The sequence below is a fragment of the Micromonospora sp. CV4 genome (genome assembly GCF_003667455.1).
Classification (GTDB): Bacteria; Actinomycetota; Actinomycetes; order Mycobacteriales; family Micromonosporaceae; genus Micromonospora.
Genome location: NZ_RCVI01000349.1, coordinates 1 through 11742, shown reverse-complemented (window position 1 = coordinate 11742; position 11742 = coordinate 1). Strand labels below are relative to the sequence as shown.

The following is an 11742-nucleotide window of genomic DNA, read 5'->3' as shown; positions in this document are numbered from 1 at the left end:
ACCTCGATGGCGTCGCCGAGCGGGGTGCCGCTGCCGTGCGCCTCGATGAAGCGGACCTCGCCCGGGGCGACCTCGGCGGCGGCGAGCGCGCCGGCCACCGCGGCGGCCTGCCCGGCGGGGCCGGGCACGGCGTACCCGGCCCGCTCGGCGCCGTCGTTGGTGACCGCCCAGCCGGGCAGGATGGCGTAGATCCGGTCGCCGTCGGCCTGCGCGTCGGCGAGCCGTCGCAGTGCCACCACTCCGACCCCGGAGCCGAACCCGGCCCCCTGGGCGGCCTCGTCGAAGGCGCGGCAGCGGCCGTCCGGGGAGGCCAGGCCGCCGGGGGTGTGCCGGTGCCGGGGCCAGGTCACGCTCACCCCGCCGGCCAGGGCGAGGTCGCACTGGTAGTCGGCGAGGCTCTGCGCGGCGAGGCAGACCGCCACCAGTGAGCTGGAGCAGGCGCTCTGCACCGCCACCGCCGGCCCGGTCAGCCCCAGCCGGTACGCGACCTGCCCGGGCAGGTGGTCGGCGAGCTGCCGGCCGACCAGCCGGGCCTCCCAGTCGTCCGGGTCGACGTCGCCGACCACGGCCGGGTTGTCCATGAGGTGGAACAGGAAGTAGCGGTTGACGGAGGTGGCGCCGTACACGCCAACCAGGCCCGGGAACCCGGTCGGGTCGTGGCCGGCGTCCTCCAGCGCCTCCCACGCGGTCTCCAGGAACAGCCGGTGCTGCGGGTCGGTACGGGCGGCCTCGCTGTCACCGAAGGCGAAGAACTCGGCGTCGAAGTCGGCGACCCCGTCGAGGCGGCCGGTGGCCTTGACGTGCCGGGGGTCGGCGCGCAGCCCCGGGCCGATCCCCAGGGCGGCCAGCTCCTCGTCGCTGTGGTCGTGGATGGCGTCCACCCCGGCGCACAGGTTCCACCAGAAGGTGGCCACGTCCGGCGCGCCGGGGAACCGGCCGGCGAGACCGACCACGGCGATCTCGTCGCCGGTGTGCTCACGCGGTCCGACCGGCGCGGTGGACGGACCGGCGGCGGTCGACGGCACGGCGGGCCGGGTCGGCGCCGTGCCGACCACCGGCGGGGTGGCCGGTGCTGGCGGGGTGGCCGCTGCCGGCGGGTCGACCAGCAGGGCCTGGGCGGCGACGGTCGGGTGGTCGAAGAGCCGCAGCAGCGGCACCGCCACACCGAACCGTTCGGCCAGCCGCTGCTGCACCTCGCCGAGCAGCAGGGACTGCCCGCCGATGTCGAAGAAACTGTCGGTGCGACCGACCGCGTCGCGGCCGAGCACGGCGCACCAGATGTCGTGCACGACCCGCTCGGTCGGGGTGGCGGGCCGGTCGCCGGGCGGCACCGCCCGGGACGGGTCCGGCAGCGCCCGTTCGTCGATCTTCCCGCTGGTGGTCAGGGGGAACTCGGCGACCGGCACGACGGCGCGGGGCAACGCGTACTCGGGCAGGTGCCGGGCCAGGGCGGCCCGCAGCGCCGCCGGGTCCACCGGCGGCCCGGCCGGCCGGACGTACGCCAGCAGCTCGCCGTCACGGGCGATGGCGCGTACCTCGGCGATGCCCGGCTCGGCGGCGAGCACCGACTCGATCTCGGTCAGCTCGACGCGGAACCCGCGCACCTTGACCTGTCGGTCCAGCCGCCCGAGGCAGCGCAGGTCGCCGGTGGGCAGCAGCTCGCCCAGGTCACCGGTGCGGTACACCGGCACGCCGTCGGGGTCGTGACCGAACCGGTCGCTGGCTCGGTCCAGGTAGCCGGGGGCGAGGTGCCGGCTCCGCACGACGATCTCGCCGGCCGGCGTCAGGCGCAGCGCGTACCCGGGCAGAGCGGTGCCGATCGGTAGCGGTCCGGTGGCCGCCGGGTCGACGTCGGCCAGCGGCAGCGCGTACCGGGCGACGAAGGTCATCTCGGTGGCCCCGTAGCCGTTGACCAGGACGCAGCCGGGGGCGAAGCGGCCCCGGGCGCGGACGGCGTCGGCGTAGCTGGCCTGCTCACCGCCGAGCAGCACCACCCGGACCCGGTCCAGCCGCTCGACGCCCGGGGTGTCCAACAGGTAGCGGTAGACCGTCGGGGTGGAGTGGTAGACGGTGACGCCGTGGCGGGCCAACTGCTCGACGGCGTACGCCAGGCCGTGCCGGCGCAGGTCGACAGGGACGACGGTGACGCCGGTGAGCAGCGCCGGGTACAGGTCGGGGATGGCCGCGTCGAAGCTGAACGAGGCGAGCAGGCTCAGCCGGTCGTCGGGCCGCAGGTCGAGAAGGGCGATCTGGTTGTCCACCACGTGCGTCAGGTTCCGAAGGCTCTGCCCGACCGCCTTGGGCCGCCCGGTGGAGCCGGAGGTGAACAGCACGTACGCGAGCGCGTCGGCGTCCACCGGCACCGGCCGCAGGGGCGCGGGCCGCACGTCGACGGCCGGTACGACCCGCAGGCCGGGCCGGTCGGCGGCGAGCCGCCGGGCCAGCTCGGTGTGCTCGCCACCGCAGAGCAGGACGGTGACGTCGGCGCCGTCGAGCAGGTGGCGCAGTCGCTGCTCCGGAAAGCCGGGGTCGAGCGGCACGTAGGCGGCGCCGGCGGCGAGCGTGCCGAGGATGGCGGCGATGGTGCCGGCGCCGTGCGCGGTCAGCAGGCCGACCCGGTCACCGGGGCGGACGCCGGCCGCGGCCAGCAGGTCGGCGTGCCCACCGGCCAGGCCGGCGAGGGCGGCGTAGTCGAGCGGGCCGGTGTCGCCGAGGACGGCGGGATGGTCGGGACGGGCGGCGGCGGCATCGCGGAAGCGATGGATCAGCGGCGAGATTCCCATTTCAGGACGCGTGCACCGGTCCACAACAGACGGGCGCGCAGCAATCGACAATCGTTATCATGATCCCCCCCAGGACTTCACAATGGAAGGAGCATAGGGGTCGATGACTGTCGGCAAAGATCATCGATTAGAGTCGAGCCAAAGGGCCGACTCGGGGCTCGGACGAGGGCCGACGAACATCGTCCGATCATCCCTCTGGCGCAACGGGGAATTTTCGCCTAATGCGGCCGTCTGCGGCCAATTTTTCGGCACGGACTTTCTTGCGCGGTGGAATTTCCCGCTCGGCCGAATGGAGTCGCGCGATCGACAGACCACTCGTCGGATGATCGACACTGGATTCCAAGGGACCCGGCGTCAGGAATACCGCAATTTTCGGCGGCCTGAAGGGGATATCGCCGGTAATGCACGTGTGCGCCGTTCAGTTGCCCTACGGATCGGTGGTGGCCGGCGTGACCCCACCGTCGCCGTCCCGCGGTAACCGCGCCACCATCTCGCGGAACTCCCGCACGGTCACCGCCTCCCGCAGGGTCGCGAAGACCGCGCCGGTGCCGGTCCGGGCGGTGGCCGGGTCGACCCCGGCGCGCTGCCCCACCCGACGAAGGAACTCCACCGGCCCGGCGTCCGGCGTCGGCGGGGCCGCGGCCGTGCCGCCGAGGTCCAGGCCCACGCCGGTGTCCAAACCGGCGACGCTGTCCGGGCCGGCGACGCCGCTGTCCGGGCCGGCGTTCCCGGTCGGCGGTGCCGGGTCGGTCAGGTAGCCGTCGAGGTCGTCCGGGAGGTGCCCGGCGAGGGGGTCGGGCGGGCCACCGCTCACCCGTTCGGCCATCGTCTGGAGCACGGCGCGGGCGACGGCGGCGGCTTGCCCGGTCGGCAGGCCGGACCGCCGGGACACCGCGTCGATGAAGTGTGGGAACTGCCCGCCGCCCGCCCTGTCGGTCACGCCCGGGCGCTTACCCCCGGCCGGTGCCGGCAAACTGCGCCGTCACCGCAGCAGGTCGGCCGCCGACAGATGGTCGAAGATGACCTGGTCGACCGGGGAGGTGCGGTGCCGGTCGGCGTACCCGAGCCAGGCCAGCTCGGCGATCTCGTTGGCGGGCCTCAGCTCGCCCTCGTGGGTGGCGCGGTAGCAGGTCATGCGTACCGTCGTGCCGGCGGCGTGACCGTGCGCCTGGGCGGTGAACGTGCCGACGTGCACGGCGCCGGCGACGTCCACCGTGACGCTCAACTCCTCGGCGATCTCCCGGCGCAGCGTGTCCAGGTCGGTCTCACTGGGCTCCCGCTTGCCGCCCGGCAGGTACCAGACATCCTTGCCTCGGGATCGGGTGCTCAACACCCGTCCGTCCTCGATGAGGATCCAGGCCACCTTGTCGATCTCGGGCACGATGCTCCTCCGCGTCCGTGGGCAGAGAACACCGTACGCCTGCTCAGCCCGGCGGAATCCCGGCGTCCTCGGCCAACAGGTCGAGCAGCAGCGCGGCTGTCCAGCCGAACGCCGGCGAGCCCAGCCCGGCGCCGGTGTCCGGATGGAAGTACTCGTGGCATCCGGCCCCGGCGACCAGCCCGATCATGGATCGGCGCAGGCCGGCGGCCAACTCCGGGTGTCCGTGCGCGAGCAACCCACGCCGCACCAGCCAGCCGACGTTCAGCCAGCTCGGCCCGCGCCAGTACCGCACCGGCTCGAAATCCGGAGCGGTCCGGTCGTGGCTGGGCAGCGGCCGGTCCATCCGCCGGGCCACCCCGAAGCGCGCCGACCGGGCCTCGACGACCAACGCGTCCACCTGTCGGGCCGGCAGGTCGGGCAGGATCAGCGGCGCCAGACCCAGCACGGTGCGGGCCGGGACCAGCCGGTCGGTGCGCAGGTCGCGGGGGGCGAAGGTGCCGGTGGCCGGGTCGTACAGCCGGCGCACCAGGGCCTCGGTGATCCGGGCCGCGCGGGCCCGGTGCGGGCCGGGGTCGGCGCCGACCAGCACGGCGATCTCGGCCAGCGCGTGTTCGGCCGCACCGAACGCCGCGTTGAACATCGGGCACTCCACCAGGAACGGGTGGTCGTCGGCCAGGCCCCGGTCGCGGTAGCCGCGGTCCCGGTAGGAGGCGACGAGCGCCAGGTAGCGCGCGTAGTCCAGGTCCGTGGGGCGGTGCGCGGCGTCGGCGTGCGCCGTGTCGTGCCGGCGGTACGCGCGCATCACCGTCGCCTCGGCCGGCACCGCCGCCATCGGCTCGTCCCAGGCCGGGCTGTTGTCCAGTCCGGACTCCCACGGGTGCACGACGCACGCCAACCCGTCGCCGGTCAGGTCCCGCCGCTCGGCCAGGTAGCGCTGCTGGGCCACCAACGCCGGATAGAGGCGGCGCAGCGCGCCCAGGTCGGGCGCCCGCCGGTACGCGAGCCACGCGGCGAGCGCGTGCACCGGCGGTTGGACCAGGCCGGAGGTGTCGACGGCCGGAACGCCCTCGGCGATCGCCGAGCGCCACAGCTCCGGCCCCGGAAAGTACGCGCCGACCCGTAGCGCCGGGTTGAACACGATGTGCGGCACCCGCCCGTCGGCCCACTGCGCCCGGAACAGGCTCGCCAGCTCCCGCCAGGCCCGCTCGGGACGGACCTGGGCCAGCCCGATGGCGATGAACGCCGAGTCCCAGCTCCACTGGTGCGGGTAGAGCGTGCGCGAGGGCACGGTGTGGTCGTGCTCCCAGTTGGCGTCGAGGGTGGCGATCGCGATTCGGCGCAGGCCGGCGAGGTCGGCCGGCCCGCCGGTGCGGGCCGGGGCGCCGGCGGTCATGCCGCGGCCCGCCGGGGCAGCGCGTGCCGCAGCACCGTGGCGGCCTGCGCGAGGGCGCGGACCGGGTCGCCGCGCAGCCGGCACTCCAGCGCCAGCCATCCCCGGTAGTCCAGCTCCAGCAGGGTACGCACCAGCGCCGGCCAGTTGAGGTGCCCGGCACCGGGCTGGTACCGGTTGGAGTCGCTGACCTGCACGTGCCCGAGGTATGGCGCGGCGGCGCGCAGCGCCCGGTGCACGTCGTCCTCCTCGATGTTCATGTGGAAGGTGTCCGCGACCACCCGCACCGACGGCAGCCCGACCGCCGCGCAGAGCGCCACCGCCTCGTCGAGTCGGTTGACCATGTGGTCCTCGTACCGGTTGAGGGGTTCCAGGAAGAGGGTGACCCCCTCGGCACGGGCGTGCTCGCCCAGCTCGCTGAGGGCGTCGAGGAGCACCCGTCGGTCGCCGGTCGGCGGGCGCGGCGGCTCGAACGGCGGCAGCCGCCGGGAGAACATCCCCCACGACGCCGGCGTCATCGCCCCGACGCCGCCCAGCTCGGCGATCACCGAGAGCTGGGAGCGCAGGTTGCGCACCGCGTCAGCGGCCCGGGTCGCGTCGAAGTCGCCGATGAAGTGGTCCATCTCGACGCAGACGGTGGGCATCACCACCCCGGCGGCGCGGGCCCGGCGCAGCTCGGGCAGCCGGCGGGCGAACGCGAGGTCGCCGCGCCCGCGCAGTTCGATGCCCTGGTAGCCGAGGGCGGTCGCGAGGGCGTACTTCTGGATCAGGTCGGTGCCCGGCAGGAGTTGTTCCTGGCAGGCCAGCGCGATGGTGGTCATCAGAACCTCAACACCACTTGGAGGACGTCACCGGCGCCGCGGTCGAGCAGCGCGAGGGCGTCGGCGACGGCGCTGGCGTCGACGATGTGGCTGACCAGCGGCAACGGGTCGACGCTGTGCTCAGCCACCAACTCCATGAAGGTCTGCGCCACCCGGTCGCCGGTCCACCGGCCGGCCATGCTCGGCGCGGGGGTGGGGCCGGAGACCTGGGCGGCCACCAACTGGATGCGGTTGTGGTGGAACTCCTCGCCGAGGCCGAGCCCGTCGGCCTGGCCCTGGTAGAAGCCGGCGGCCACGACCCGGCCGGCGTGTGCGGTGGACCGGATGGCCTCGTGCAGCGCCGGGTACGCCCCGGACAGCTCCAGGCAGACGTCCGCGCCCCGGCCGTCGGTGGCCTGGCGCAGCACGGCGGCGGCGGACTCGGCGCCGGCGTCCACGATCGACCGGGCGCCGTAGCGGGCGGCGTGCTCCAGCCGGTCGGGCACCCGGTCGACCGCCACCACCCGGGCGCCCGAGAGCACCGCGAGCCGGGTGGCGAGCAGCCCGATGACGCCCTGCCCGAAGACACCGACCCAGTCGCCGAGGTGCAGGTCGCCGGCGAGCACGGCGGTCAGCGCGATGGCGCCCGGACGGGCGAAGACCGCGGCGAGCGGATCCAGGCCGGTGGGCAACGGGCAAACCGCCCCGGCGGCCAGCACGGCCTCGGCGCGGTGCCCCCAGATGCCCCAGACCATCTGCCCCGGGTGCCGATCGGTGACCTCCGGGGCCACCTCGACGACCTCGCCGACCTCCTCGTAGCCGAAGCCGATCAGCGGGTAGGGCACCGGGGTCTGCCGGGGCACGAACATGCGCGCGGCGTCGTCCCAGTCCTTGCTGAGTCGTGGATTGCTGCCCCGGTAGAGGGTGAGCTCGGTGCCGGCCGAGATGCCGGAGTAGCAGGTGCGGACCCGTACCTGGCCGGGACCGAGCGGATCCGGTCGGCAGGGCTCGAGGCTGATCCGTCGGGGCCCGGCGAGAGAGACAACCCAGTTGACCATGAGTCACATCCCGGTAGCACTGGGCTCCAGGATAGCAAAAAATCGCTATATGTCTTGTCATTGATCAATCGAGGGCGTTGAATCCGTCATGTACCCTTCGAGAGGAGTGCCACCGATGTCAGCACCTCCGATGCGGATCCTCGCGACCACCCTGATCATGGCACTGGCCGGGTCCACCCTGCTGGCCTGCGGCGATGATAAGCCGGAAAGCGACAGTAAGAAGATCACCGTGTGGAGCCTGGAGGACGTGGCCGATCGGGTCACCGCCACCAAGGCGATCATCGCCGACTTCACCGCGAAGACCGGGATCCAGGTCGACCTCGTGACCGTCAACGAGGACCAGTTCCCCTCCTTGATCGCCGCCAACGCCGCCGCGGGCGACCTGCCCGACGTCGTCGGCTCGGTCTCCCTGGCCGGCATCCGTACGCTCGCCGGCAACGAACTGCTGCACGCCTCGGCCAACACCGAGATCGTCGACACGCTCGGCAAGCAGACCTTCTCCCCCCGCGCGCTGGAGCTCACCTCCGACGACGGCAAGCAGCTCTCCGTGCCCAGCGACGGCTGGGGTCAGCTGCTCGTCTACCGCAAGGACCTCTTCGACGCCGCCGGCCTGCCCGCCCCCGACACGTACGAGCGGATCACCGCCGCCGCGGCGAGGCTGAACACCGGCGGCGTCGCCGGGATCACCGCGGCGACGTCCCCCAGCGACGTGTTCACCCAGCAGACCTTCGAGCACCTGGCGCTGGCCAACGGCTGCCAGCTCACCGACGACGCCGGCAAGGTCACCCTGGACTCGCCGCAGTGCGTCGAGGCGTTCCGCTTCTACGGCGACCTGATCCGCAACAGCTCGGTCAAGGGCGCACAGGACGTCGACACGACCCGGGCCACCTACTTCGCCGGCAAGGCGGCCATGGTGGTCTGGTCGCCGTTCATCCTCGACGAGCTGGCCGGGCTGCGCAACGACGCCAAGCCGACCTGCCCGCAGTGCCAGGCCGACCCGACGTTCCTGGCGAAGAACAGCGGCTTCGTCACCGCGATCAAGGGCCCGAACGGCACCGAGCCCGCCCAGTACGGCGAGATCAGCTCGTGGGCGGTGCTCGACGGCGCCGCGACCAAATCGGCGAAGTCCTTCGTGGAGTACATGCTCGGCGACGGCTACCCGCGCTGGTTCGGCATGTCGCCCGAGGGCCGCTTCCCGGTGCGCAAGGGCACCCCGGCCGAGCCCGAGGCGTACCTGACCGCCTGGAACACCAGCCAGGCCGGCGTGGACGCGAAGAAGCCCCTCGCCGACGTGTACGGCGACGAGGTGCTGGCCACGCTGCGCCGCAGCCCGGACACCTTCCAACGCTGGGGGCTCAGCCAGGGGCAGGGCAAGCTGGTCGGCGCCATGCTCGGCGAGCTGCCGGTGCCCAAGGCGATGAGCGACCTCATCGCCGGCAAGTCCGACGCGGCGGCCACCGCCGCGCGAGCCAAGAAGGACGTCGACGCCATCAAGGCGGGCGTCAATTGACCACCACCGCGCCCGGGCCGGGCCGCTCCCCCACCCGGGAGCGGCCGGCGCCGGCCCGTCGTCGACCGCTGACCCTGCGGCGTCGGGAGTCCCGCGCCGGGCTCGCGCTGGTCGCCCCCACCCTGCTCGTCACCATCGCGGTCATCGGCATCCCGATCGTCTGGACGGTGGTGCTCGCCTTCCAGCGGGTCCGGCTCGCCACGCTGCGCAAGACCGGGCTGTTCGGCGAGTTCACGATGGACAACATCGACCGGGTGCTGCACACCCCCGGCTTCGCCAGCACCCTCTGGACCACCCTGGTCTACAGCCTCGGCGGCACCGTCGGGTCGATCCTGCTGGGCCTGGTCGCCGCCCTGGTGGTCCGCCGGCCGTTCCGCGGTCGGACCCTGGTCCGGGCGTCCATGCTGCTGCCGTACGTGGCGCCGGTGGTCGCGGTGACCTTCGTCTGGCAGGTGATGCTCGACCCGCAGCTCGGCATCGTCAACGACTGGGGTCAGCGGCTGCTCGGCTGGGACGCCCCGGTGCCGTTCCTGTCCCAGGAGTCCACCGCGCTGGCCACGGTGATCGTGTTCGAGGCGTGGCGGTACTTCCCGTTCGCGTTCCTGTTCCTGCTGGCCCGGCTCCAGGCGGTGCCCGGCGAGCTGGAGGAGGCCGCCCGGGTCGACGGCGCCACCCCCACCCAGCGGTTCCGGCACATCCTGCTGCCGCAACTGCTTCCGGTGATCGCCCTGCTGGGCGTGCTGCGCTTCATCATGACCTTCAACAAGTTCGACGACGTCTACCTGCTCACCGGCGGAGCGGCCGGCACCGAGGTGGTCAGCGTCCGGGTGTACGAGTTCCTCACCGCGCGGACCGACATCGGCGCCGCCGCCGCGCAGGCGGTCGTGCTGGCCGTGGTGCTGATCGTGTTCGTGCTGATCTACCTGCGCTTCTTCGGACGGAGGGTCGGCTGATGGACCGGGACGTCGTCGAGACGGTGAGCCTGCGCTGGCTGCGCCGCCTGGTGATCGCCGCGTTCCTGGTGGTCACCGTCTTCCCCTTCTACTACATGCTGATGCTGTCGGTGCGCCCCATCGAGCGGTTGCTGCTCGACCCCGGCTCGCTGGTGGTCGGCTTCGGCGAGCTGACCGTCGCCACGTACGCCGAGGTGCTCAAGGCCACCGCCGACGGCGGCCAGGGGTTCCTCACCTTCATCCGCAACAGCGGCCTGGTCGCCGTCGCGGCGACCGTGCTCACCCTGGTGGTGGCGATCCCCGGGGCGTACGCGGTGGCCCGGCTGCGGTTCTTCGGCCGGCGGCAGGTCGACTTCCTGTTCCTGGCGGTCTACCTGTTCCCCTCGATCGTCATCGCGATCCCACTGTTCGTGGTCTTCACGCGGGCCGGGCTGCGCGGCTCACTGTTCGGTCTGGTGCTCGTCTACATCTCGCAGACGCTGCCGGTCTCGGTCTACATGTTGAAGAACTACTTCGAGACGATCCCGGTCAGCCTGGAGGAGTCCGCCGCGATCGACGGCGCCGGTCGGCTCGGGATCATCCGCCGGGTCAGCCTGCCGCTGGCCATGCCGTCGATCATGGCGGTCGCGCTCTACGACTTCATGATCGCGTGGAACGAGTTCCTGTTCGCGTTGCTGTTCCTGGTCGACAAACCCGACCGGTGGACGGTGTCACTCGGCCTGTCCCTGCTCGCCGACGGTGTGGAGGTGCCCAAGACGGTGCTGATGGCCGGGTCGGTCGTCCTCACCCTGCCCATCGTGATCCTCTTCTTCGCCAGCGAGCGCCTGCTCACCGAGGGGCTGACCAGCGGCGCGGAGAAGGGCTGAGCAGACCTGGCGTCATCGGCCGGCGCAAACGCCGGCCGATGACGCGGGTGACCCGGATCCCGCTCCCCCGGGTCACCCGTCACGTCCCCGCCGGCCCGGTTACGGTGGCGACATGGCCAACCCGACCCGCTGGGCGACCGATACGGGACCCGAGCACTCGCAGTGGTACATCGACCGGTTCCGGAAGCTCGCGGCCGAGGGGGCGGACCTGGCGGGCGAGGCCCGGCTGGTGGACGCCATGGTGCCGCCCGGCTCCCGGATCCTCGACGCCGGCAGCGGCACCGGCCGGGTGGGCGCGGCGCTGGCCGCACGCGGGCACACCGTGGTGGGCGTGGACGCCGACGCCGCGCTGGTGGCCGCCGCCCGCACCGACTACCCCGGCCCGCGCTGGCTGGTCGCCGACCTGGCCGAACTGGACCTGTCGGCGCTCGGTGAGCCCGAGCCCTTCGACGCCGCGGTGCTGGCCGGCAACGTGCTCGCCTTCGTCGCCGCCGGCACCGAGCCGGAGGTGCTGCGCCGGCTCGCCGGGCACCTGCGCCCGGACGGCGTGCTGGCGGTGGGCTTCGGCACCGATCGCGGCTATCCGCTGACCGCCTTCGACGCGGACGCGGTGGCCGCCGGGCTGCGCCTGGAGCATCGCTTCGCCACCTGGGACCTGCGCCCGTGGCGGGACGACGCCGACTTCGCGGTCACCATCCTGCGCCGCCCGGCCGCCTGATGCCCGCGGTCGTCCGCCGGCCGTTCAGGCGGGGGCGGCGACGGCTCGCGCGGCGGCCGGGTCCAGGGTCGCGCCGGCCGGCACCAGGCTGACCAGACCCGCCGGCAGCCGCAGGGGGCGCACGTTGGCGTAGCCGAGCATCGCGAGCACGTCCCGGTCGGCCAGCACGTACCGCCGGCCCAGGTCGGTGACCACGGAGAGAGCGCCGCCGGACGCGCCGGGCGCCGCCGCCGCCTCGACCACCGCGCCGCGGCCCAGCTCCACCACCACGTGGTCGGCCAGG

General features: G+C 73.4%; 11 protein-coding genes. 4 read left to right on the top strand and 7 right to left on the bottom strand.

All coding sequences use genetic code 11. The features are described from left to right. The 6 genes from EAD98_RS24770 to EAD98_RS24745 form a co-directional block, all read right to left on the bottom strand. A partial coding sequence (locus tag EAD98_RS24770) for an AMP-binding protein (RefSeq protein ID WP_121656399.1) occupies positions 1-2783 on the bottom strand: 2783 nt, incomplete at its 3' end. A gap of 427 nt (positions 2784-3210) precedes the next feature. Next, entirely contained in the window at positions 3211-3723 is a 513-nt protein-coding gene (locus tag EAD98_RS24765; protein WP_121656398.1) for a DUF2267 domain-containing protein, read from the bottom strand. A gap of 42 nt (positions 3724-3765) precedes the next feature. After that, entirely contained in the window at positions 3766-4164 is a 399-nt protein-coding gene (locus EAD98_RS24760; protein ID WP_121656397.1) for an NUDIX domain-containing protein, read from the bottom strand. A 43-nt stretch (positions 4165-4207) separates the two neighbouring features. Beyond that, a complete protein-coding gene (locus tag EAD98_RS24755) occupies positions 4208-5557 on the bottom strand; it encodes a hypothetical protein (protein WP_121656396.1) in 1350 nt (449 codons plus the stop codon). Then, positions 5554-6375 carry a sugar phosphate isomerase/epimerase family protein gene (locus tag EAD98_RS24750; RefSeq protein ID WP_121656395.1) on the bottom strand — a complete coding sequence of 274 codons (822 nt, stop codon included), beginning with the start codon at positions 6373-6375 and terminating at the stop codon, positions 5554-5556. Before EAD98_RS24750 ends, EAD98_RS24755 begins: the two co-directional genes overlap by 4 nt. Further along, complete coding sequence (locus EAD98_RS24745) at positions 6375-7412, bottom strand: zinc-binding alcohol dehydrogenase (protein WP_121656394.1); 1038 nt, start codon at positions 7410-7412, stop codon at positions 6375-6377. Before EAD98_RS24745 ends, EAD98_RS24750 begins: the two co-directional genes overlap by 1 nt. A gap of 115 nt (positions 7413-7527) precedes the next feature. Here EAD98_RS24745 and EAD98_RS24740 point away from each other — a divergent pair, with 115 nt between their 5' ends. The 4 genes from EAD98_RS24740 (at position 7528) to EAD98_RS24725 (ending at position 11459) form a co-directional block, all read left to right on the top strand. After that, entirely contained in the window at positions 7528-8922 is a 1395-nt protein-coding gene (locus tag EAD98_RS24740; RefSeq protein WP_121656393.1) for an ABC transporter substrate-binding protein, read from the top strand. Beyond that, positions 8919-9875, top strand: coding sequence for a carbohydrate ABC transporter permease (locus tag EAD98_RS24735; RefSeq protein WP_121656392.1), 957 nt, complete (start codon positions 8919-8921; stop codon positions 9873-9875). The genes EAD98_RS24740 and EAD98_RS24735 overlap by 4 nt, the downstream gene beginning before the upstream one ends. Further along, on the top strand, positions 9875-10741 hold the full coding sequence (locus EAD98_RS24730) for a carbohydrate ABC transporter permease (protein WP_121656391.1): 867 nt from the start codon (positions 9875-9877) through the stop codon (positions 10739-10741). Before EAD98_RS24735 ends, EAD98_RS24730 begins: the two co-directional genes overlap by 1 nt. A gap of 112 nt (positions 10742-10853) precedes the next feature. After that, a complete protein-coding gene (locus EAD98_RS24725) occupies positions 10854-11459 on the top strand; it encodes a bifunctional 2-polyprenyl-6-hydroxyphenol methylase/3-demethylubiquinol 3-O-methyltransferase UbiG (RefSeq protein ID WP_121656390.1) in 606 nt (201 codons plus the stop codon). A 24-nt stretch (positions 11460-11483) separates the two neighbouring features. Here EAD98_RS24725 and EAD98_RS24720 read toward each other — a convergent pair. Beyond that, a partial coding sequence (locus EAD98_RS24720) for a type VII secretion protein EccB (protein WP_199723539.1) occupies positions 11484-11742 on the bottom strand: 259 nt, incomplete at its 5' end.